Genomic DNA, 20,860 nt, shown 5'->3' on the forward strand with positions numbered 1-20,860 from the left:
AATTACAGGGTGAGGCCCGCGTCGAAGCCGGTGTGCACGGCGTGCACGATGCTGGAAGCCTCCACGCAGTCACCCACGCTGATCACGTCGAAGGCCACGTCCTTGAACTTTTCCCGTTCGTTGACCAGCGGCTTGGTGCCCACGGCGATGATGACGGTGTCGGCTTCGATGAACGTTCTGCCTTCGGCATTTTCCACCCACACGCCCTTGTCGGTGATTTCCTGGCAGGTGGTGTTCACCATGCTGGCCACATGGTTCTTTTCAAGATTGATGAGGTAGGCGGTACGTTCGGTGAGCTGAGCCTTGGAGGCGAGGTATTCGGCCATTTCCACGATGGTGCATTCATGACCGAGACCGCTCAGATGAATGCCGAGCTCCACGCCGATGGCGCCGCCGCCGATGATGACGACCTTCTTGCCGACCTTGTCTTCATGACCGAACACGTCGAAGGACATGGTGGCCTTTTCCACGCCGGGGATGCGGGGAACGATCTGTTCCGCGCCCACGGCCACGATGACGGCGTCGAAGTCGTTCTGATCGATGATTTCGGGGGTGGCTTCGGTGTTGTAGACCACGGTGATGGAGGGACGCTTCTTGACCTGGCGTTCCAGATATTCGTGGAACAGCTTCATTTCCTTCTTGAACCACATGGGATCGGAGAGAAGGGCCTGTCCGCCGAGGCGGTCGGTCTTTTCGTAGAGCACCACGGTGTGGCCTCTTCTCTCGCAGCTCAGGGCCGCTTCCATGCCGGCCACGCCGCCGCCGATGACGGCGACCTTTTTCTGGCGGTCCGCCGGCGGAATGCGCAGCTTCTGGGCGCTCTGGAACTGCATGGGATTGGTCATGCACTGACGGTCGTAGCTCGGGTAGGTGAGCAGATGCAGATCCTTGGAAATGGCCACGCGGCGGCCGTGGTCCATGCAGTAGTTGCAGCGCAGGCAGGGACGGATGTCGTCTTCGCGTCCTTCCTTGGCCTTCTTGACGAGTTCGGGATCGGCCATGGCGGAACGGGCCATGAGCACATAGTCGGCCTGTCCCTTGGCGAGCACTTCTTCGGCCACGGCGGGATCATACACGCCGCCCACGAGGCCGATGGGAATGGACACGCCGGACTTCTTCACGATTTCGCTGGCCCAGGCGTTGTGCGCCATGGGATCGAAGCCGGTGGGATGCATCTTGGGACGGGTGAAGGCGTCGATGCGGTGGCCGCAGGTGATGTGCACCATGTCCACGTAGTCCTGGAAGATCTTGACCTGCTCGGCGCATTCTTCAGGAGTGATGCCGCCTTCAACGCCGTCGGTGCCGTTGAGTCGCAGTTCGATGAGCAGGCTGTCGCCCACCACGCGGCGGATTTCCTTGATGACCATGAGCGGGAAGCGGCAGCGGTTTTCAATGGAGCCGCCGAACTCGTCGGTGCGGTGGTTGGTGAGCGGAGAGAGGAAGTAGTTGAACAGCCAGCCGTGGCCGTAGTGCAGCAGCAGACCGTCGAAGTTGGCGATCTGCGCCCAGTGCGCGTATTCGCCGAACAGGGAGGCCACTTCCTCCATGTCTGCCACCGTGGCCGCCACGGAGCCGAGATGCGGCTCGTCGTCGGCGGAAATCTTCTTGAAGCCAGCACGCATGTAGGGACCGCCGTGCAGAAATTCCGCGAAGGTCTTGCCGTTGAAGGCGTGCACGGCGCGCTGCAGGCGCTGGAAGTTCATCTGGTTGCAGGTCTTGGGGTTCAGGTTGAACATATGTTCATGGCTGCCGTCGATGGGCACTTCCATGGGCAGGGCCACGGAGGAGAAGCCTCCCTGTATGTAGCGCATCCAGAAGTCGATGCCGAAGGTGTTGATGCGGCCGTCGCTGTCTTCGCCGCCGCCGGTGGCTCCGGAGCCGATGGGCGCGACGTTGAAGCGGTTGTTGAAGCGCACTTTGTTTTTGCCGACATAGAGCGGTTCAAACAGATGGGGATATTTTTCTTTGTAGATGGGCTTCATACGCTCTCCTTTGGCGATACGGGGGATGGTGACTTCAGCGGCGCCGGAAGCGGAAGGGGCCGCATGGCGGGGGCTTACACTTTCTGAATCTCTATTCCAGAAAATAGGAGAGGCAGGGGAAAAAGAAAAATATTAATTTTCAATGGCTGGTTATCAGTGGGGATTATGCTGGGGCGTGCGATAGCCCGGCACGCCGGGCGGACCTCCCCGGAGATTTTGGGTCGGGGCGTCCGGTTTCGCCTCTCGTCTTGCGGGATGCGGATTTTTGTGCCGGACCGGAGGGCCGGGAGTCCGGCCGTGCCTTCGCGGAGGTTCTCGCCGGGGCGGGCGAGCTCTCGTTTTCAGGACAAAAAAAGCAGACCGCCCGAAGGCGGTCTGCCGCAGAGGAAAGAAGGGGCGGGACCGTCACGCCGGGAGGACGTGACCGGTCTAGGGCCTTATATCTTGTTGGAGCTTCCGAGCACGTTGCGGATCTTGCGCTGCACCATGTTCTTCACGGCCTCGCGGGCGGGCTTGAGATAGGCGCGCGGATCGAAGGCTTCGGGATGTTCGGCCATGTACTTGCGGATGTTGGCCGTCATGGCAAGGCGGATGTCGGAGTCGATGTTGATCTTGCACACGCCGGACTTGGCGGCCTTGCGCAGCATGTCTTCGGGCACGCCCTTGGCGTTGCCGAGCTTGCCGCCGTATTCGTTGGCCATGTCCACGAATTCCTGCGGAACGCTGGAGGCGCCGTGCAGCACCAGCGGATAGCCGGGCATCATGGAGGAAATCTTGTCGAGACGGTCGAAGTCGAGCTTTGCTTCACCCTTGAACTTGTACGCGCCGTGACTCGTGCCGATGGCTATGGCAAGCGAGTCGCAGCCGGAGCGCTGGGCGAATTCCACGGCCTGATCGGGATCGGTGTAGATGCTCTCCGCGGCGTTGACGTGTTCTTCCACGCCGGCGAGACGGCCGAGTTCCGCTTCCACCCACACGCCGCGGTCATGGGCGTATTCCACGACCTTCTTCGTGACGGCGATGTTTTCCTCGAAGGGCAGATGGGAGCCGTCGATCATGACGGAGCTGAAGCCGCCGTCGATGCAGGCCTTGCACAGCTCGAAGTCGGGCCCGTGATCGAGATGCACCACTACCGGAAGATCGGATTCGATGAGGGCGGCTTCCACCAGTTTCATGATGTAGACCTGACCGGCATATTTGCGGGCGCCGGCGGAAACCTGAAGAATCAGCGGCGAACGCTCTTCCGCGCCGGCCTGCATGATGCCCTGAATGATTTCCATGTTGTTGACGTTGAAGGCGCCGATGGCATAGCCTTCCTTGTAGGCACGGGCGAACATCTCTTTGGGAGTGGTGATAGGCATGGCTTCCCTCCGGGGAGCGGGTATCAAGTATCATGGAGAGGTGAGGACTGTAAAAAAGAGCCTCTCCGGTTCTTTGTTTCTTTTGTATCCGCAGTAGGGATTTTTCGCAAGGGATGTCGTCGGAAAGAACGACTCTTTGCGGCCGTTACGGACGGACCTTTTCCCACAGACTGTTTTCGTTCAGCTTTTTGGCCGTCTCCTCGTCGTTGAGATCAATGTTCAGAGGCGAGAGCGTTGCCCATCCCTTGTGAAGCCAGCTTTTGTCGGTGCCTTCGTCTTCAAGAAGAAAGTGCTGGAAGGGATCCTTCATCCAGAAGTATTCCCGTCCTGAGGGGGAGAATCGGCGTTCGTAGGAGTCGAGACAGGCCCAGTCCGTGCTGTGGCGGCACACCTTGAGACCGCGTATTTCCTCGGCAGGACCGTCGGGAAGATTGAGGTTGTATACGCGATGACGGGGAAGATTCTTCCAGTCCATGGCCGAGGCCACGCGTTCGGCAAGATCGGCGTGGGCCATGGTGGCTCCGTCGTGGGAGCAGTGGGAAACGGCGAGGGAGGGAAGGCCGTACATGGCGGCCTGAATGGCGGCTCCCACCGTGCCGGAGAAGAACACGTCCTGTCCGGCGTTGGGGCCGAAGTTGATGCCGGAAATCACGAGTTCGGGATGGAAGTCCGGCATGAGGCCGCGCAGGGCGAGAATGACGCAGTCGGCAGGCGTGCCGGATACGGCCGTTCCTTCAAAGGATTCCCCGCCGTCCAGGGTGAGACAGACTCTTTTGACGAGTATGGGATCGTGCACCGTGAGGCAGCAGCCCGCGCCGGAGTGCTGTCCGGCCGGGGCCACGGCGCGCACGTCGTGACCTGCCCGGCGCAGGGCGGCGTAGAGCAGATGAAGGTTGCGGCTGTAAATGCCGTCGTCGTTGCTTATCAGTATGCGCATGAAAGCTCCGTATGTGCCGGACGGCGTCGTGACGCCTGAGGCCGGCGTTGTGCAAAGGATGCGGATGAGAGTGCGGCAACATGCCGCGGGGTATGTCCCCCGGAATTTTTCACCATCCATATTTTGCTGTCAACATGAGGAAAAAATAGCAGGGCCTTCAGTCCAGCGGAGGCGGCCTTCCGAGGGAACGTGTTGGAGTTCTTCGCCAAATCCTCAGATGGGAAGAGGCAGCAGGGGCGGCCAAAGGGAGAGAACTTCGGCGTTCGCGGCCGCTTGCCGGGAGTAGGCTGTTCTCGGGGGAAATGCCGGGACTCCGGATGGTTAATTTCTCTTGAAAGAAATCTCCGTGTAGTTAAAAATAATGGTAATCTATGAAAAACACTCGTTCCGGCAGAGAACGAGGGGGAGAATTCGTATGTCTCAGAGCGCCGTGTCCCCTCCAAAATATTCGATTCTCGTCATTGACGACGACAGGAAACTCTGCTCCCTGGTTCGAGATTATCTTGGCGGCTATCAGATGGAATGTGAATTCGCCCATAGCGGCGAGGAAGGTCTCGAAAAGGCCATGAATCGAACCTACGATGCCATTTTGCTGGATTTGATGCTCCCGGGCATCGACGGTCTTGATCTTCTGAGACAGCTGCGGGAAAGCCGCATAGATACTCCGGTCATTATAATCTCCGCTCAGACGGAAGTGAGTGATCGCATCGTCGGTCTGGAGATGGGGGCCGACGACTATGTGCCCAAGATATTTTCTCCTCGGGAACTGCTTGCCCGTTTGCGGGCCGTTCTACGTCGTCGCGTGCAGCCCGCGCCAGCCGGAAGGCTGTCTTCTTCCGTGCTGAGCGTTCACGGCCTGACGATGAACGCCTACAACATGCGGGCCGAACTGAACGGAGTCGATCTTGAACTGAGCGCGCTGGAGTTCCGGCTTCTGTATTTTCTGGCCACGCACGCCGGGCAGATATTTTCCCGGGAGACGCTTCTGGAAGAAGTGTTCGGCCGCTGGTACTCGGGTTCGGATCGAGTGGTGGACATTCATATATCCTCGTTGAGAAAGAAGCTGGATGACAGCCCAAGACAGTCCAGCTGGATAAAGACAGTGAGAAGCAGCGGTTACATGTTCATTCAATGAGGGTCGACATGCGCCTCAATTCCAAATTTTTTCTGTGGGCGGCACTGAACCTGGCATGGCTGGCCATTTTGCTGGTCATCGGTCTTTTTGTCATGGGCCTGCGTACGGACGGACGTTTTCCCCACATCTTTTTTCAGGGCGGCATCAATTCCGTGATGCAGATCGTGGCTCTGAACCTGCAGTACAAGAGCCCTGGAATGTGGGAGCGGGAGCTGCAGAATGCCTATCATGCCTACGGCATCCGTTTTTTTCTCTGTTCTTTGAATGCTGACGACACGTTGGTTCAAGATACGCCCGGAGTCCCCAGACGCGTTCTTGAAACGGCGGGGCTCATTCCCCGTCCTCAGGTGGATCTGTGCCTGGGGCCTTTGTGGAAAAATGTGTCTCTGGAAGAGCAGGAGGAAGCGCAGAGCGGCTTCCTTCCCTCAAGCAACGCCATTTTTATCAGGGAAGCGGGGCTGTACTGGTACGGCCGGCCGGTCATCATTCCCGATGAAATCAACGAACCACATTATGTGCTTCTCGTGGCCGCCTCTCCTTCCATGACGGGCAACGGAATGTTCATCCGCATAGAGGAGGCGCTTTTTCCCGCGCTTTTGTGCCTGCTTCTGAGTTTTTTGTGGTGGTGGCCTTTCGTGCTCTACATAACCAAGCCCATGGAAAGACTGACCCGTGTGGCGGAAAGGGTGGCCGGCGGACAGAGCTACAGGGCGGAGGAGCATGAGCACGGGAAGGGACCGCTGTTCTGTGAGAACCGGCATGATGAAATAGGAAGGCTCTCTCAGGCGCTGGACAGAATGTCCACGAAACTTTTTCGTCAGATGAACGGTCAGCGTCAGTTCATTCGTCACATAGCACATGAACTCGGCGCGCCGCTGGCCCGCGCACGATTCGGCTTGGAAGTGCTGCAGGACAGACTGAACGGGGATACCGCTCGTCGGGTCGAGGATATCGGACACGACATCGCTCAGGTGTCGGAACTGGTGCAGGACGTTCTGTCGTATCTCAGCTCCAACGGTATGCCGCAGAGCACCAAAATAGAGTCTTTTTCCCCCTCCGATCTGATTCGTCACTGCGTGAGGGAAGAGCTGCGGGACGTCGCATTCACCCTGAAAATGGAGACGGTCGTTCCTCGGGTCCGGGCCGACGTCCGGTGCTTTCAGACAGCGCTCTGCAACGTGCTTCGCAATGCTGTCCGCTATGCTTCATCGGACGGCCCCGTAAGCATATCCGTGGAGGTATGCGGGCATGAACTGTGCGTGAGTGTCGACGATGAAGGCCCGGGTGTGGGACAGGACGAGCTGGAGCATCTTACGACTCCGTTTTTCCGCGGAAAGAGCGGAGAGAAGCATCCCGGCGGCTCGGGACTCGGCATGTCCATCGTGATGCATTGCATGGAATGCTGTTCCGGGCGGCTGTGCTTTCAGAACAGGAATCCGAAAGGCTTTTCCGTCGAACTGTATTTTCCTCTGGGATGATGCCGTCGGACAGAGGGCAGTCGCTGAAAGAAGGCGTTTGGACCTGATATTGTGAACATATTATCAATAATGAGGCAATGTTGCGGATAGTTGCCCCCTGCAGCCGCGGAGCTTCCGTCATGCCGTTAAAAAGGAACTTTGTTAAGATTCCTAAATAAAATTATAATAGTTTATAATAATACTTTAAATTGATCACACATTGCCTTGTTATATTTTTTACAAAATCGAGGAGAACGAGATCTTCTCTTTTTGGAACAGGCGGCGTCCGAGACGCGTTTGACATTACTTCAGCACGGAGGAGCGTATGCGTATATCCGTTGGCAGTGTGTTGCTTTCTCTGGTGGGCATGGCCTTGCTGGCCGGTCCTTCCCAGGCGGCAAGTCCTGCTGTGCAGCAGTGGGAACTTGTCCGGCCTGACGGCATAGTGATCACGGAACCGATAAAGATCAACCCGCATCCGTCGACGCTTGACGGCAAGAATGTGGTTCTCCGCTGGTCCGGCAAGCCCAACGGCGACATCATGATGAAGTATGTGGGCGATCTCATCAAGCGGGACTTCCCCAAGGCCAACGTCATCGTGAGCTGGGAAGGACAGCCCAAGGAAAGTCTGCTTGCGGCCGGCTGGAGTGCGAGCCGCGACAAGAGCGCCAAAATGGCCTCTGCCATTCTCGACCTGAAGCCGGATCTCATTGTCGGCGGCCAGGGCGACTGAGGCTCCTGCACGTCATGGCTGGTAGTTGACCAGCTTCAGATGGAAAAGGTCGGTGTTCCCACTCTTACCATAGTCACTTCCGCATTCTCCAGCCTTGCCGACAATACGGCGGCGGGCGAAGGCGCGCCGAGCTGGTGCAAGGCCGTCATCGAACATCCCGTGGGCGGCATCAGCGCTGAACAGGTACACGCCAACGTCGACAAGATATGGCCTGAAATCAAGTCCAAGCTCATCAACTGGAAGCCTCAGGATTCCGTCGCCTCCGCCACGGAGAAGCCGTATCCTCTGAGAACCTTCAAGGTGAAGGGCGATGAGGCGACCATCAACGAATTTATGGCGCGGCGTCATTACACCATGAGTCTGCCTGTCATTCTTCCGACGAAGGAGCGCGTGGCAAAGATGCTTACCGGCACCACCCGCGCTCCGTCCGAAGTCCTTGGCAAGGTCGGTCCCCGCGACGGCGTGCTCACCGTGGAACTGGTGGCCGTTCATGCGGTCATGGCCGGCTGCAAGCCTGAATACATGCCCGCCATCATTGCAGCCTGCGAAGCCTTGCTGGATCCTGCCGTGAACTGGCGCGGCTGCAACACCTCCACCGGTTCGCTCACCATGCTCATTGTCTACAACGGGCCCATCGTGAAGAAGCTCGGCATTGCCAGCGGCTCCGGTGCGGCCGGTGCCAGCCAGCCTGTGAACAACCGCATAGGCTACTGCCTCTCCCTCATTGCGGAAGTGGTGGGCGGCTCCTTCCCCGGCGTCGACATGTCGAACCTCGGAGCGCCCAGCGATCTCGTGGCCTGGGTCGTCGGCGAAGATGAAATGCATCTGCCCAAGGGCTGGGATTCCTTTGCCGTGTCCCGCGGCTTCGGCAAGGATCAGAGCGTGGTGACGGTGGCCGGCGTATATCCCGGCATCGACCACATGGATCATTCCGCCACGACGCTTGACCGCTATCTGGAAGGCTTCCGGTCCGTCAGTGGCATGGGCGGCGTGTTCCGTACCCATATAGGCTACCTCGGAACCGACAACACCAATATCACTCCGCTCATCATCTTCAGTCCCGAACTGCTGAACTTCGCCTCCAGCAACGGCCTTGACAGGGCTGCCTTCCAGAAGCTCTTCTGGGAAAAGACGTCTCTGCCTCTGAAGTACCTCGCCGGCATCAACCAGAGTCAGCTGGATATCTTTGCCAAGCGTTATGGTATCGAAATCACCCCTGATACCATGATCCCCCAGACTATGGCTCCGGAAGATCTGTGCATCATCGTTTCCGGCGGCATGGGCAAGCACGCCCATATGTTCACGCCTTTCGGCGGCTGCGCCAGCCGTGTGATAGGAAACTGACCCACAGAAAGGGGGGGAGCTTCCGGCTCCCCCCTCTGTACGGTTTTGTCATAAGGGAGGAATATGCGAAGCCTCAGATTTTTGTTGACCTGTGCCCTGCTTTTTCTGCCGTTCATGGCTTCCGCCGCTGAAGTGGAAGTCTGCAATCCTGCCGGCATCCGACCGGATGGACACTATGTCGATTTTTTCATTCGTCAGACCATGGACAAAGAGGGAATCCAGAAGCCTCCTCTGGCCAATAAGTTTCCTGCAACGGACGTGGAAAAGATAACGGTGGAAGGCAGTCCAGAAATAGAGATCAACCGTCTGTTCCTGCTGCGCGGATGGGGTGACGGACTGCCCCTTGTCATACCTACTCCTCAGCGTGTTGAAAAGATGCTTGAGGGAGCCGATTACGACCCCGAGGAGGTCATTGCGCGAGTCAAGCCCCTGGAAGGTCAGGCCACGATACGGAAGCTGGCCGTCAACGCCGTGATGGCAGGTTGCCGCCCTGAACATTTTCCGTTTCTTATTGCGGCCGTGCGGGCCCTTACCAAGCCTGACTTTGACTCTCTCGGTCCGTCTACGACTACGGGTGTGGAAACGCTGCTGATCATAATCAGCGGGAGTGCAGCGTCTCAGATCGATCTGAATGCCGGTACGGGCACCATGGGGCGCGGCGTCCAGGGCAATCCGGCCCTGGGACGAGCCCTGAATCTGGTGGTGCAGAACATAGGAGGCAGCGTTCCCGGAGTGACGGACATGTCCAATCATGGCAATCCCGGTGAATTCGGCATGTGCGTCGTGGAAAATCAGGACATGGATCCGTGGCACTCTCCTCTTCCCATGTCGGAAGGGTATGCCGAGAGAGCCAACGTCGTGACGGTTGCCGCCGTGGGCAGCATGAAGCAGATCATTTTCATCGGCATGTCGGTGGATGAACTTCTGGATGAGGTTGCACAGGCCATGAAGTCCCATAAGGATCGCCGTCAGGCCTGCGTATGGCTCACCACGCCGGATACGGCGCAGGAACTGGCCAAGGCCGGGCATACGCCGGACTCCTTGATGAAAGCAATTCGCGAACGTCTGGGCGACAACTCTCCTCAGGAAATAAAGATCGTGGTCACCGGCGGTCCCGGTGAGAAGAATCTTGTTTTTGAGGGCTGGTACGCCATGAAGCATGTGACGCATAGCGAAGTGGAAATTCCCGCCATGTGGGACTTTCTCGTGGAAGAGGCGAAAGCCGATATGTCCGCAGTAAAATAATTTTTCAGGAGGTTGTTATGAAATCCTTGCTTGCTTCTCTGCTCCTGACGATGGCTTTGTCTGTGCCGTCCGTTTCCATGGCGGAACCTTCCAAGGAGCCGTTTGAGCTGAATAACGCTACAACGGAAGATCTTATGACCCGCTGCTTCTTCCCTCGGGAACTGGCCGAGCAGGTGCTGGATCTTCGGGATTCTCTTGGCGGCTTTCAGAGCTGGGACGATCTTAAAGAACTGAATCTTGATCAGGGAATGCTGAGCATTCTTGCTTCTGAAGCAACCATTTCCGGCATTTCTACGGATTGCGGATGCTGAGGAGCTTTCAGGTCGTTTGAATTCCTTGACTTGAAGGAAATATGCTGTCTCCACCATGAAAGGAAGGATAAAAACATAGAGGAATAAAAATATCTATTTAAAAACATATTTTTATAAAAGTCGGCATGAAATGCATATCAGTACATGAATGCCGGCTTTTAGTTTTTATGGACTATATTTTTATTTTTAAATTTAATAATGAGATAATGGAAGATGATGTTGAAAGATGTCATGACCGTTATGTGCGATGTCGGGTTGGCTTGCAAGTTTTCAGAGAAACAGGTATGGAGAATCAATATGTTATTGTAGTGAACAGGTTGTTTTCCATGGATGTCCTGATGGGAGAACACAGCGCCCGAGGTGTGCTCTCCGTGATGCCTGAAATGTGTGGTGTTTTTATAATATATTGATTTAATTTTATATTTTTAATGAAAAATCAAAAGTCAAATTTTTCCGAGGTACCCATGACCGAACATCAGAAGATAAGCGCCGTGGCGGCCGGCGACGAGCTGTCTTCCGTTTATGTCGTTTCGCTGGCCTCTCTGCAGCAGTCCCGCAACGGTCCGTACTGGAGGCTGGAGCTGAGGGATGCGAGCGGCTCGCTGGAAGCCAAGATATGGAGTCCGCTCAGCCTTTCCATACCGTCTCTTGCCGCGGGGCAGATGGTGCGGGTGGAGGGACACGTTTCCTTGTATCGTGATCAGCTTCAGCTCACGGTGGAGGCGCTGAGCGTTCTCGATGAGGACGAGGCGTCCGCTCTGCCCATGGAGGACTATGTTCCCTCCAGTCCGCGTCCGGCAGCCGATATGATGGCGGACATCGAAAGGCTGTGCGACGCCGTGCTCGTGCACAAGCCGTGGAAGAAGTTCATGCGCTCCGTGCTTTCCGACAAGCGCATACGGCCGCTGCTGCTCCGGGCTCCGGCCGCCAAGTCCGTGCATCACGCCTATGCGGGAGGGCTGCTTGAGCACATGCTTTCCGTGGCGGAACTGTGCATGCTCATGGCCGACCATTATCCAGACCTCGACCGCCAGACGCTTCTGGCCGCGGCTCTTCTGCACGACATAGGCAAGATTGATGAAATGGAAGGGCTGCTTGTGACGGAGTATACCGACGAGGGGCGGCTTCTCGGGCACATCGTTCAGGGACTGATCATGCTTGAGCCGTATCTTCGCAAGGCAGGACTGGCACAAGAACTCGTCATGCATTTCAAGCATCTCATAGCCAGCCATCACGGTGAGATGGAATTCGGCGCGGCCCGGGAGCCCGTCACGCCGGAGGCCTTCGTGCTGCACTATGCCGACAACATCGACGCAAAGCTGGCGCAGTGCCGCGGGGTGCTGCCTCTGCCCGCCGAAGGGGATAACGGCATGGTCTGGAGCCCGTACCAGACGCTTCTCGGCCGCAGCGTATGCCGTCCCGTCCGCACGCCTGAAGCGCGGGAGGAGGGCAGAGGCGCAAAGCATGACAAGAAGGAATCCCGTCAGGAGGAGAGGCAGTGTTCGTTACTGTAGAAGGCGTGGAGGGCGCGGGCAAGAGCACGCTCATGAACCTGCTTGAGCATGCCCTCGAAACGCGCGGCATTTCCTTCCTGCGCACGAGGGAGCCCGGCGGATGCGGTCTCGGCGCGAGTCTTCGGCCCCTGCTGCTCGACGTGTCGAACGAGCTCGACTCCCGTGCGGAGCTTTTTCTTTTTCTGGCCGATCGCGCTCAGCACGTGGCCGAGACCATACGCCCCGCGCTTGTGCGGGGGGACTGGGTGCTTTGCGACCGCTACGCCGATTCCACCATCGCCTATCAGGGCTACGGGCGCGGCATGGACGTGGACAGACTGCAGGCGCTCAACGACTACGCCACGGGGGGCCTCTGGCCGGACAGAACTCTTCTGCTTGATCTTCCCGTGGAAACGGGACTCGCCCGGGCGCTTGCCCGCAACGGACGGGAGGGACTCACGCAGAGCGAGGGCCGCTTCGAGGCCGAGGAGCTGGCCTTTCATCAGTGCATCCGGGACGGGTTTCTGGCCCGTGCGTCCCGCTGGCCGGAACGCTTCCGCGTTCTGGACGCCACGCTGGAGCCGGAAGAGCTGCTTCGGCAGGCACTGAAGGCGCTGGGACTTCTTTGCTGATCCTGCACAGGCAAAAAACGGGGCGCGGTTTCGCACCCCGTTTTTTTATGGGCAAAGCCGACGTCGTTCAGCTTCTTGCGGCCAGTTTTGCGTCGTAGGAGGCAAGAGAGCCTTCGCCGAGCCTTTTCCACAGATTGTCGTAGCGCTCCTCGGCGAGGTTTCTGCCTTCCTGCTGCGCCTGCTTCACTTCCGCGGCGTACAGTTCGAGCGTGCGCTCGGAAAGGGTTTCCAGCTCGCAGCGGCAGTAGTTGCGGAAGAGTGCGTCGCCGTTGTCCGTGATGGCGTGGGGATAGCGTGCAGAGGCCTCGCGCAGGAATGCGGACTCGGCGTCGGTTATTTCATCCAGCAACGGGCTTGTCGAGAGCGGGGGAAGACGATTGTCCATGCGGGCGTATTTCTCAATCATGAAGTTTCTGCCCCCGGCCTCGGCTTCCTTCAGGTCGTTCAGATAGGATTCCAGCGTGGAGATGTCGTGCGTGCTGTGATTCATCCAGCGCATGAGACGGAAGGATTGCGGCCGCGTCTGGCAGGCGCTGGGGCCGCCTTCGTTGGGGGTGGCGAGAAACATGACGAGTTCCCGTTCCACGATGTCGCGGATGAGATTTTCCCTGATGTCGTCTGCGTCCATGGCTGACTCCTTACTCCCGCGTCTCTGCAAGAGCCTTTTTGCATATGTTCAGGTTGCGGCGATAGCCTTCAATGTCGCGGCCTTCGGCGTGTCCGCAGCGGGCGTAGCAGGCTATGGCCTGCTCAAGCACGGTCGCGGCCTCCTCCCATTTTCCGGCGGCGGCGAGCGCCGTGCCGAGATTGCCCATGGAAAAGGCTGTTTCCGGATGATCGCCCAGCACCTTGCGCCGGATGGCGAGCGCTTTGCGGTGATGGGCTATTCCTTCTTCCTCGCGGCCCATTTCCTCATAAATGCGGCCGAGATTGTTGAGGCACGTGGAGAGCTCGAGGCTTTCCGCTCCGAGCTGCTTTTCCCACAGTTGTCTGGCTTCAAGACAGAGCTGTTCGGCGCCTTCCAGATTCCGGGCCTCGTATTCGGCAAAGGACAGGGAGAAAAGCGAGGGCGCGAGTCTGACGTCGTCCGGGGAAAGGGAGTCGTGCAGCATCAGGCGTGCTTTTCTGCCCGCGTCGAGACTTTGCTTCAGCTCTCCGCAGGCAAGACAGGCACGGGCAAGCGCGGTTAAGGCAAGGGCGCGCTCCGACTCGTCGTCGAGAAGCCGGACGGCGTTTTCCAGAGTCTCCCGCGCTTCGGCGTGCTTTTTCTGATGCAGCAGACAGAGCGCCAGCGAGTATCGGACGCGGCCCTCGTCTTCGGGTGCGGCAGCTTTCCGCAGAAGATCGCGCAGGACGCGTTCCGCCTGTGCGTCGGGAAGATTTCTTGCCGCGTCCAGGGCGGAACGAAGGCTTTCCATCAGTCCTCCATGACGTTGCGTGCGCGCAGTTCGGGGTCTTTGATGCTCATCTGAACGATCGGTCCGGCTTCCCACAGCCAGTTGTCCCTTACGTCGCACAAATGTTGTCTGCGGAGCTCCTCGGCGGTTTCGGCACAGAATTTTTCAATGGATTCCACGGCCAGCATGCCGAGCTCCCGGGAATCCCATCGGGTGCGGGCAAGAGCGTCGAGCGTCCGGGCGGCTTCCCGACCCATGACGGGAAGCGTTTCGGCCAGACTGCCCGCCCACTTGTAAAAAGGCATGAAGCGGCGGCTGAGCAGAAATGCCATGGACAGCGCGGCTTCGGCAAAGCGTGCGGCGGCGAGCATGGCGGCCGTCGTGTTTCTGCGCTGAAGGCAGCGAGGCAGGTTGTATTGTCCGGCCTGCGCCATGATCATGCAGCGTGCCGCTATTTTCTTGCGGCGCACGTCTTCGGGATAGTATCCGAGCAGAGCGTTGCGGAAGGCGGAAAACTCTCCGCCTTCATCCATGAACACCTCGCCGTTGGTGCAGGAACAGAGATGGTATTCGGGCACGGCCAGCCATTCCCTCCAGCTGGCGGGAACATGATCCGTCCCGAGAAAGCGCCGGTAAAAGCCCCGCAGGGGAAGAGGACCCGTTCGGCCCATGCGTCTGTCCCGCGCCATGCGGACGGGATGCCCCTCAAAGGTGGGGGGCAGGGCGTCCATGACGCTCTCGATGCGGTCGAGTTCCGAGCGGAGCAGATCGTCGGGCACCCAGAGGCAGAACGCCGGCCCCCAGTCGTGATCACGGGAAATTTCGTCGTCCAGACCGAGACATTCCGACCCCTCGCCGACAAGTCCCGCGGCGGAGCGGGCCATGACGTCGGGAATCCGTTCCTGGAGAAGGGGAAGGGAGGATGTGAAGAAAAAACGGGAGAGCGCAAGGCCGGTGGATGACATGGGTACCTCGATGGGATCGGAATGTTGTTTCCGGAAAGGTCAGAGGCCTGAAGACAGGGGACATTCACCTTTCAGCGAGGCGAGATCCCGCAGCGTCACGCTGTCGGCATATCGTTCGATGCATTCTCCGAGTCCGCTCCAGAAGTGCAGGGAGGCGCACTGCTTCTGGAATCCGCAGGCCTTGGCCTCCGGCTCAAGACAGTCCACGGGAGCAAGGCTCCCTTCGACGGCGCGGAGAATGTCGCCTGCCGTGCATTCTTCCGGCGGCATGGCCAGCCGGTAGCCTCCCTGACTGCCGCGTTCGCTCTTGACGAGTCCTGCCCGGCTCAGCGGCACGATGATCTGTTCAAGGTACTTGAGACTGATGTTCTGCGATTTCGCGATGAGCTTGAGGGGGGTGTTGTCCTGTTGCGGCTGTCTGGCGAGTTCTATCATCACGCGCAGAGCGTAGCGGCTTTTTGTAAAGAATTTCATGGCGTCACTCCTGCCGTTCTTCTCCTTCTAACATGGAGTTGCACGCATGGCCATAGGCTGACGGGGGGCGTCGTGGGACTTGCCGTCCCCTGCCCGGGGGAGCTTTTCCGGCGTAGAAAGGCGGCCCCCGAAGGAGACCGGGGCGCCTTTCTGGCTTCAGGTTCAGGATGTGCGGTTCACTGACTTTCCGGGGGCGTTATTCCCGGAGAAGATGGAACGGTCCTCTTGACATGCGGCGCATCGCGGCGCGCCGTCATCATGTGGTGTTTTTTCTCATGTAGGTCGCCGCGCGATAGCGGAAGCTCGAGCGGGGCATTCCGCAGCGTCTTGCCGCCTCGGATGTGTTGATCTTGCCCTCCTTCCACAGCGCGTACACCCTGGAAAAGCCGGAGGGCAGCGGACTGGGTTCCCTGCCGAAGCGTATGCCGCTGCTTTTTGCCGCGGCTATGCCTTCGGCCTGGCGTCTGCGTATGTTTTCCCGCTCATTCTGCGCCACGAACGAGAGTACCTGAAGCACGAGATCCGCAATGAAGGTGCCGAGCAGATCCTTGTCTCGCCTGGTATCGAGCAGCGGCATGTCCAGTACCAGAATGTCGACTTTCATGTCCTTGGTGAGGATGTGCCACTGCTGCTGGATTTCCTTGTAATTCCTTCCCAGCCTGTCGATGCTGGTGATGCATATCTGATCGCCAGCCTTCAGGCGCTTGAGCATGGCGCAGTACTGCGGGCGCTGAAAGTCCTTGCCCGACACCTTGTCGATGAAGATGTTTTCCCTGGGAATGTTCTGTTCCTGCAGGGCGAGACACTGACGGAGTTCATTCTGATCCGTGCTGGAAACGCGGATGTAGCCGTATGTTTTTCCCATGTCGTGAATCTCCTTTGGGGTGCGATGAAATGAGTCCTGGCGGATGAGGGCTTCATGCGCCGCGTTCCGCCGGAAGTATGGCGAACCGTGATGCGTGAGCCGGACGGCGCCGGAAGGACGGAGGCGGCCGGCGGGAATGCGACGTTTTTCGCCGGAGCCGGGGAGAGCGTTCTGATGATGCAGATGTCCTGACGACCATGGTCTTACCTCCTGAGCGGGTTTGCGGTTTGTGAAACTGTCGTGAGAAAGCGGGACTCTGACCGCTTTGCCAATCAGGAGCATACAGGGCTATTCTTCGGGAATGAACCGGGATCTTGTCCATGAGAACTGTCAGTCGATATGACAGTAAAATAAGGCGTCGATTATTTGTCGAAAGCTTCTGCAAAGAGCGGAACGCGCCGCAACGTACTCTGGTATTCTGTGAGGCATCTTCATAACCCATGAAAAATAATAAGAAAAGTCCAGATGTTGGACCTGTGTTCCTTTAGGAGTCGTCAAAAGCGCGTTGTGGAGGAAGATATTTTAGGGAAAGGTCGGAAAGGCATGCGTCGTGCCGGCCAGAGAAAAGGCTCACGCCGCGGGGACTGAGTCGGTGTTTTGGGGAAAACGGCACGGATTCGGCAAGGAATGCTTTTTTATTTCGGAGAGCATGGGCCGGGAACAGCGTGCCGACGCGCTGATGCGGCCCCGGCAGGGGAGAGTGGCCGGGACGAAAAAGGGCATAAAAAAATGCTCCCGATGCAGACGCATTTGCGTCGCGGCATTGAGAGCAAGATTTCCCCTCCAATTTTCATTGGAGGTCTTCGACTTTTTGGTGGAGGCGGGGAGAGTCGAACTCCCGTCCGAGAAAGGTCCGCACAAGGCCTCTACAGGTGTAGTCTGCGTATGGATTTTCGCCTCAGGACAGGCCCGCAGACGGGCGTCCGTCAGTTATCCCGCCGTAACTCCTCGCGCACGCCCCGGAAGGAGCAGACGTGCGCCAGCCCGATGCATTGACGCCTCGGCGACGTATCGGACGTCGGCCGCTTCGGCGTGACGGCCTAGGCCGTCAGGGTGCCCTGCCGCTTACGCAGCGTAGGCGTATTCGTAATCGTTGTTGGCAATTACTTTGTTGCCGCTTTTTACGAGGCCAGCGGCGCCTCGACCTGCAACCATGGCTTCCAGCATCCCCGTCGAAACCAATGCGCCCCCATGTGAGGTACGGTTTCTTTTTGACGAAGGTCAGAAAGTCCGTCGTCCGCCGCTGCGGGCGGAACAAGCATTAAATACGCACAAAAAAGCCGCTCGTAAAGAGGGGAGAAAGGGCAAATTTTCGCTTCTCCCCGCTAAGGCGGGCGTCGTCGTTTCCGCTCTCGACGCACGCTCAGTCGAAATCGGCCAGCAGCGGCGCCATGCTGAAGGAGCCGAGCCGTATGCTTCCGGCTTCGCGCCGCATGCGGGCCATGGCCTCGTAAAGATGGGGCGAGCCTATGCCGTTGTGGATGGAGCTGTAGGCTTCGATGAAGGCGGCGAGGGTGTCGCAGGCCTTGATGAGCTGGCCGTCCTTGGGATCGAAGTCGTCGGAGTTGTACTCTCCGTTGAGTGCGGCAAAGCCGTCGAGCTTCAGAATGCGGCCGTCGACGCGGCAGGTGTCGTTGAACTCCGATCTGGTGGACAGGCCGAGATAGTAGTCGAGCCGTTCTCTGATGCGGCCGTAGCCTTCCTGTTCCAGAGGATCGAGGATGCGGCTGTGCAGTTCCTCGTCCTCATACTGATGGATGATTTCCGGCAGCTGCGCCACGGAGCGCTTGACGGGAGTGATGATGTCGCGGGTGAGCAGCTCCGCAAGATCGTGGAAGAGTCCGCAGTAAAAGTCGTTGATGCGGCGCTGCGGACAGCCGTCGAGATAGAGACTGAACAGGTAGGAATACACGGCCACGATGAACATGTGTCCGAGCACCGAGGTGGCGGGCACACGGGGAGTCTGCGCCCAGCGTATCTGAAAGCGCAGCTGTCCGCAGAGATTGGCCATGCGGGCGAGAGCCGTGCCTGAGCCCGCGAGCAGTTCGTTCACGCCTTCCACGTCCTTGAGGGCCAGAAGACGCCTGTTGAAGGAGGGGCCTATTTCCTTGATTTCCTCATCGAAGCCGTTGAGCGGCTCGATAAGGCAGAATTCCCAGCGCGATGCGTACATGTGCGCTGCGCTCAGTATGCGGTCGGCAAGCGTGTCCGCCTCTTCGGCCGGACGCGTGTGATAGGCCGTGAGCCTCTGCCAGAGCGCTTCGTCGAGCGGACGTATGCGGGGCTCAAGCTCCCCGAGAGCCCAGCGCGTGAGTTCTTGGTAATGTTCCCTGTTGGCCTTGATGCGGTAGAATACCGGCGGCTTGATGTCGGTGATGATGAGCCGGTAGAGATAGTCGAAGAGTCCGCCTTCTATGATGTCGATGCCGATGCTGCGCTGCTGTTCATCGGTCATGCCGGCGGTGTTCTGCTGCCAGAGCAGGAAGGCAGCGATCATCTTGTGGGCCTGCTTGTCGAGCTCGAAAAGCTCCACGGGGCGGAGCTTGTCGTTCCAGCGCCGCATGCTGGCCCCGGAGAAAATGAACTGGAGAAGGCTTTTTCTTATGCTCCGCATGGCCATTCCTCACTTGCTTAAACTTTCGTTTTATGGCAGATACCTTGTTTCAAACGTTCTGGCAAGGGAACGGCGGTCTGGTAGCCGCTCCCAAGGCGCGTTTCTCCGGCTCCCCGTTGCGGGGGGGACGTGTCCGGTTTCCCTTCGGAAAGGAACGACTGTAACGAGGAATGCGCTTCCCTGGCGGGAAGCCTTTTTGTGACTACGCCTCTTCATTGGCACACTCATGCGGTTCCGCCCCGCGCGGGACAGGAGATATTTTCATGAAAACTTTCAGCCCGACCCCGGCCGACATCGACCGTCAGTGGTATCTGGTTGACGCCGAAGATCAGATCCTTGGCCGTCTCGCCGCTCAGATCGCTCATCGTCTGCGTGGCAAGCACAAGCCTGAATTTGCTCCTCACATGGACAACGGCGACTTCATCGTTGTGGTCAACTGCGAAAAGATTCGCGTGACCGGCACCAAGATGCACGACAAGCTTTACTACAGCCACTCCGGCTGGGTTGGCGGTCTCAAGGAAATCAGCCTCGAAAAGCTGCTTGCCTCCAAGCCTGAAGAAGTGCTCCGCAAGGCCGTTCGCGGCATGCTGCCCAAGAACCGTCTCGGTCGTGCCATGCTGAAGAAACTGAAGATTTACGCCGGCGCCGAACATCCTCACGCCGCTCAGGCCCCCAAGCCGCTGACCTTTGAGAAGTAGGAGTCCAGCCATGTCCACCACTTTTGATTATGGCACCGGCCGCCGCAAGACCGCTATTGCCCGCACTCGTCTCTATCCCGGTTCCGGCCAGATTGAAATCAACGGCCGTCCCATGGATCAGTATTTCCCCCGCAAGACCCTGCAGATGATCGTCCGTCAGCCTCTTGCCCTCACCAAGCTCGCCGAACAGTATGACATCAAGGTCAACGTGTGCGGCGGCGGCATTTCCGGTCAGGCCGAAGCTGTCCGCCTCGGCATCTCCCGTGCTCTGCTCCAGGCTGATCCCGCTCTGCGCGGCACTCTGAAGCATGCCGGTCTGCTGACCCGCGATGCCCGTAAGAAGGAACGTAAGAAGTACGGTCTGGCTGCTGCCCGCGCCCGTTACCAGTACTCCAAGCGTTAATCTTCCGATTCTCGCTGCATGGGAGCCCGTCGTTCTTCGGCGGGCTCTTTTTTTGCCGGAGCCGTTCTCCTCGTGGGGACGGCTCCGGTTTTTTTGTTGTCCGACACGCGTCGTTCGGCGTTTTGAGCCGCGCTGACGGCCTTTGCTGCGGGAAAGGGGCGGAAGACATCTTGATCCGCAAACGAACGAAGGCTTTTTTCGGTGCGTTTCAACGGCGGAAGAGCGGCAGCACCAGGGGCGAAGGAAGCCTTTTTCGGAGAAAATCGTGCGCCTGAGAAACAAAATGAGAAAAATGTTGCATGTGCGTCAGAAATGTTCCGTGAACTTCGTATGCTGACGGAAGTTCTACCGGGAGGTTCACCATGATGTTTTCGCCGAGAATGGTCATGATGCTGCTTGTGATATGCTACGCTCTGTGGGGCGGCGGCATGATAGCCATGAAATACGCGTTTGAGTCCTTTGCCGTGCTGCACGTGGTTTTTGCCAGAGTGGCTTTTGCCGCGCTGTTTTATCTGGCGCTTTTCCCGAAGTGGCGGCACATGCCCTATCAGAAGGGCGACTGGAAGTATCTTGCCCTTCTGGTCATGTTTGAGCCGTGTCTGTTCTTCTTGTGCGAAACGTTTTCCATGAAGTATACCACGGCGTCTCAGGGCGGCGTCATTGCGGCCTGCTTTCCCCTCTGCACGGCCGTGGCCGCATGGCTTTTTCTGAAGGAAAAGCTGACGCGGCGCACCGTGCTCGCCATAGTGCTTGCCGTGCTCGGCGTGGCGGGGGCCTCGTATTTTGCGGAAGGGGACGCCAGAGCCTCGAATCC

The 20,860-nt window shown here is 58.4% G+C and carries 21 protein-coding genes and 1 other RNA gene; 11 read left to right on the forward strand and 11 right to left on the reverse strand.

All coding sequences use genetic code 11. From position 1 onward, the window contains the following. Positions 1-2: 2 nt before the first annotated feature. The 3 genes from QZZ60_RS01740 to surE all read right to left on the reverse strand — a co-directional run bounded on the left by QZZ60_RS01740 (position 3) and on the right by surE (position 4,280). Positions 3-1,982: an FAD-dependent oxidoreductase gene (locus QZZ60_RS01740; RefSeq protein WP_295636968.1), complete on the reverse strand. Its 1,980-nt coding sequence runs from the start codon at positions 1,980-1,982 to the stop codon at positions 3-5. 437 nt (positions 1,983-2,419) lie between these two features. Further along, positions 2,420-3,343: a class II fructose-1,6-bisphosphate aldolase gene (gene fba, locus QZZ60_RS01745; RefSeq protein ID WP_295636971.1), complete on the reverse strand. Its 924-nt coding sequence runs from the start codon at positions 3,341-3,343 to the stop codon at positions 2,420-2,422. A gap of 145 nt (positions 3,344-3,488) precedes the next feature. Further along, positions 3,489-4,280 (reverse strand): 5'/3'-nucleotidase SurE, encoded by a 792-nt coding sequence (gene surE, locus QZZ60_RS01750; RefSeq protein ID WP_295636974.1) that lies wholly within the window; start codon positions 4,278-4,280, stop codon positions 3,489-3,491. Positions 4,281-4,695: 415 nt separating this feature from the next. Here surE and QZZ60_RS01755 point away from each other — a divergent pair, with 415 nt between their 5' ends. The 8 genes from QZZ60_RS01755 to tmk all read left to right on the forward strand — a co-directional run bounded on the left by QZZ60_RS01755 (position 4,696) and on the right by tmk (position 12,630). Further along, positions 4,696-5,415: a response regulator transcription factor gene (locus tag QZZ60_RS01755; RefSeq protein ID WP_295636977.1), complete on the forward strand. Its 720-nt coding sequence runs from the start codon at positions 4,696-4,698 to the stop codon at positions 5,413-5,415. Positions 5,416-5,423: 8 nt separating this feature from the next. After that, positions 5,424-6,893, forward strand: a complete 1,470-nt coding sequence (locus tag QZZ60_RS01760; RefSeq protein WP_295636980.1) for a HAMP domain-containing sensor histidine kinase — start codon at positions 5,424-5,426, stop codon at positions 6,891-6,893. Positions 6,894-7,197: 304 nt separating this feature from the next. After that, a complete protein-coding gene (locus QZZ60_RS01765) occupies positions 7,198-7,605 on the forward strand; it encodes a hypothetical protein (RefSeq protein ID WP_295636983.1) in 408 nt (135 codons plus the stop codon). Between the two features lie 39 nt (positions 7,606-7,644). Further along, complete coding sequence (locus tag QZZ60_RS01770) at positions 7,645-8,949, forward strand: hypothetical protein (protein ID WP_295636986.1); 1,305 nt, start codon at positions 7,645-7,647, stop codon at positions 8,947-8,949. 63 nt (positions 8,950-9,012) lie between these two features. Next, positions 9,013-10,194, forward strand: coding sequence for a hypothetical protein (locus QZZ60_RS01775; RefSeq protein ID WP_295636988.1), 1,182 nt, complete (start codon positions 9,013-9,015; stop codon positions 10,192-10,194). Positions 10,195-10,211: 17 nt separating this feature from the next. After that, positions 10,212-10,505, forward strand: coding sequence for a helix-hairpin-helix domain-containing protein (locus QZZ60_RS01780; protein WP_295636991.1), 294 nt, complete (start codon positions 10,212-10,214; stop codon positions 10,503-10,505). 464 nt (positions 10,506-10,969) lie between these two features. After that, positions 10,970-12,019 (forward strand): HD domain-containing protein, encoded by a 1,050-nt coding sequence (locus QZZ60_RS01785; protein WP_295636994.1) that lies wholly within the window; start codon positions 10,970-10,972, stop codon positions 12,017-12,019. After that, positions 12,004-12,630 carry a dTMP kinase gene (tmk, locus tag QZZ60_RS01790; RefSeq protein WP_295636995.1) on the forward strand — a complete coding sequence of 209 codons (627 nt, stop codon included), beginning with the start codon at positions 12,004-12,006 and terminating at the stop codon, positions 12,628-12,630. Before QZZ60_RS01785 ends, tmk begins: the two co-directional genes overlap by 16 nt. Before the next feature lie 67 nt (positions 12,631-12,697). On the opposite strand, the gene QZZ60_RS01795 is transcribed toward tmk, so the two are convergent. From QZZ60_RS01795 to QZZ60_RS01825, 7 genes are all read right to left on the reverse strand, one after another. Then, positions 12,698-13,258, reverse strand: coding sequence for a DUF4125 family protein (locus tag QZZ60_RS01795; RefSeq protein ID WP_295636998.1), 561 nt, complete (start codon positions 13,256-13,258; stop codon positions 12,698-12,700). A gap of 10 nt (positions 13,259-13,268) precedes the next feature. Further along, positions 13,269-14,048 carry a tetratricopeptide repeat protein gene (locus QZZ60_RS01800; RefSeq protein ID WP_295637019.1) on the reverse strand — a complete coding sequence of 260 codons (780 nt, stop codon included), beginning with the start codon at positions 14,046-14,048 and terminating at the stop codon, positions 13,269-13,271. Continuing rightward, complete coding sequence (locus tag QZZ60_RS01805; protein WP_295637022.1) at positions 14,048-14,992, reverse strand: DUF4037 domain-containing protein; 945 nt, start codon at positions 14,990-14,992, stop codon at positions 14,048-14,050. Before QZZ60_RS01805 ends, QZZ60_RS01800 begins: the two co-directional genes overlap by 1 nt. Before the next feature lie 39 nt (positions 14,993-15,031). Next, complete coding sequence (locus QZZ60_RS01810; RefSeq protein ID WP_295637025.1) at positions 15,032-15,466, reverse strand: Rrf2 family transcriptional regulator; 435 nt, start codon at positions 15,464-15,466, stop codon at positions 15,032-15,034. A 256-nt stretch (positions 15,467-15,722) separates the two neighbouring features. Continuing rightward, positions 15,723-16,331 (reverse strand): recombinase family protein, encoded by a 609-nt coding sequence (locus QZZ60_RS01815; protein ID WP_295637028.1) that lies wholly within the window; start codon positions 16,329-16,331, stop codon positions 15,723-15,725. An 812-nt stretch (positions 16,332-17,143) separates the two neighbouring features. Next, positions 17,144-17,522: a transfer-messenger RNA gene (gene ssrA / locus QZZ60_RS01820) on the reverse strand. A 172-nt stretch (positions 17,523-17,694) separates the two neighbouring features. Next, positions 17,695-18,945, reverse strand: coding sequence for an HD domain-containing protein (locus QZZ60_RS01825; RefSeq protein ID WP_295637031.1), 1,251 nt, complete (start codon positions 18,943-18,945; stop codon positions 17,695-17,697). Between the two features lie 263 nt (positions 18,946-19,208). On the opposite strand from QZZ60_RS01825, the gene rplM reads away from it, so the two are divergent. Next, positions 19,209-19,643, forward strand: coding sequence for a 50S ribosomal protein L13 (rplM, locus tag QZZ60_RS01830; protein WP_294445606.1), 435 nt, complete (start codon positions 19,209-19,211; stop codon positions 19,641-19,643). 10 nt (positions 19,644-19,653) lie between these two features. Next, on the forward strand, positions 19,654-20,046 hold the full coding sequence (gene rpsI, locus QZZ60_RS01835) for a 30S ribosomal protein S9 (protein ID WP_295637034.1): 393 nt from the start codon (positions 19,654-19,656) through the stop codon (positions 20,044-20,046). Between the two features lie 208 nt (positions 20,047-20,254). On the opposite strand, the gene QZZ60_RS01840 is transcribed toward rpsI, so the two are convergent. After that, positions 20,255-20,434, reverse strand: coding sequence for a hypothetical protein (locus tag QZZ60_RS01840; protein WP_295637038.1), 180 nt, complete (start codon positions 20,432-20,434; stop codon positions 20,255-20,257). Here QZZ60_RS01840 and QZZ60_RS01845 point away from each other — a divergent pair. Then, on the forward strand, positions 20,433-20,860 hold a 428-nt coding region (locus tag QZZ60_RS01845), incomplete at its 3' end, for a DMT family transporter (RefSeq protein ID WP_295637040.1). The two genes, QZZ60_RS01840 and QZZ60_RS01845, sit on opposite strands and share 2 nt — an antisense overlap.

This window comes from uncultured Mailhella sp. (genome assembly GCF_905187505.1).
In the GTDB taxonomy this organism is placed as follows: Bacteria; Desulfobacterota; Desulfovibrionia; order Desulfovibrionales; family Desulfovibrionaceae; genus Mailhella.

Coding starts and splice junctions, on each gene's coding strand:
- QZZ60_RS01765 (WP_295636983.1), top strand. CDS start 7,198: ATGCGTATATCCGTTGGCAGTGTGTTGCTTTCTCTGGTGGGCATGGCC.
- QZZ60_RS01770 (WP_295636986.1), top strand. CDS start 7,645: ATGGAAAAGGTCGGTGTTCCCACTCTTACCATAGTCACTTCCGCATTC.
- QZZ60_RS01780 (WP_295636991.1), top strand. CDS start 10,212: ATGAAATCCTTGCTTGCTTCTCTGCTCCTGACGATGGCTTTGTCTGTG.
- QZZ60_RS01760 (WP_295636980.1), top strand. CDS start 5,424: ATGCGCCTCAATTCCAAATTTTTTCTGTGGGCGGCACTGAACCTGGCA.
- QZZ60_RS01785 (WP_295636994.1), top strand. CDS start 10,970: ATGACCGAACATCAGAAGATAAGCGCCGTGGCGGCCGGCGACGAGCTG.
- fba (WP_295636971.1), bottom strand. CDS start 3,343: ATGCCTATCACCACTCCCAAAGAGATGTTCGCCCGTGCCTACAAGGAA.
- rpsI (WP_295637034.1), top strand. CDS start 19,654: ATGTCCACCACTTTTGATTATGGCACCGGCCGCCGCAAGACCGCTATT.
- QZZ60_RS01815 (WP_295637028.1), bottom strand. CDS start 16,331: ATGGGAAAAACATACGGCTACATCCGCGTTTCCAGCACGGATCAGAAT.
- QZZ60_RS01740 (WP_295636968.1), bottom strand. CDS start 1,982: ATGAAGCCCATCTACAAAGAAAAATATCCCCATCTGTTTGAACCGCTC.
- surE (WP_295636974.1), bottom strand. CDS start 4,280: ATGCGCATACTGATAAGCAACGACGACGGCATTTACAGCCGCAACCTT.
- QZZ60_RS01825 (WP_295637031.1), bottom strand. CDS start 18,945: ATGCGGAGCATAAGAAAAAGCCTTCTCCAGTTCATTTTCTCCGGGGCC.
- QZZ60_RS01840 (WP_295637038.1), bottom strand. CDS start 20,434: ATGACCATTCTCGGCGAAAACATCATGGTGAACCTCCCGGTAGAACTT.
- QZZ60_RS01810 (WP_295637025.1), bottom strand. CDS start 15,466: ATGAAATTCTTTACAAAAAGCCGCTACGCTCTGCGCGTGATGATAGAA.
- QZZ60_RS01805 (WP_295637022.1), bottom strand. CDS start 14,992: ATGTCATCCACCGGCCTTGCGCTCTCCCGTTTTTTCTTCACATCCTCC.
- QZZ60_RS01795 (WP_295636998.1), bottom strand. CDS start 13,258: ATGGACGCAGACGACATCAGGGAAAATCTCATCCGCGACATCGTGGAA.
- QZZ60_RS01755 (WP_295636977.1), top strand. CDS start 4,696: ATGTCTCAGAGCGCCGTGTCCCCTCCAAAATATTCGATTCTCGTCATT.
- rplM (WP_294445606.1), top strand. CDS start 19,209: ATGAAAACTTTCAGCCCGACCCCGGCCGACATCGACCGTCAGTGGTAT.
- QZZ60_RS01775 (WP_295636988.1), top strand. CDS start 9,013: ATGCGAAGCCTCAGATTTTTGTTGACCTGTGCCCTGCTTTTTCTGCCG.
- QZZ60_RS01800 (WP_295637019.1), bottom strand. CDS start 14,048: ATGGAAAGCCTTCGTTCCGCCCTGGACGCGGCAAGAAATCTTCCCGAC.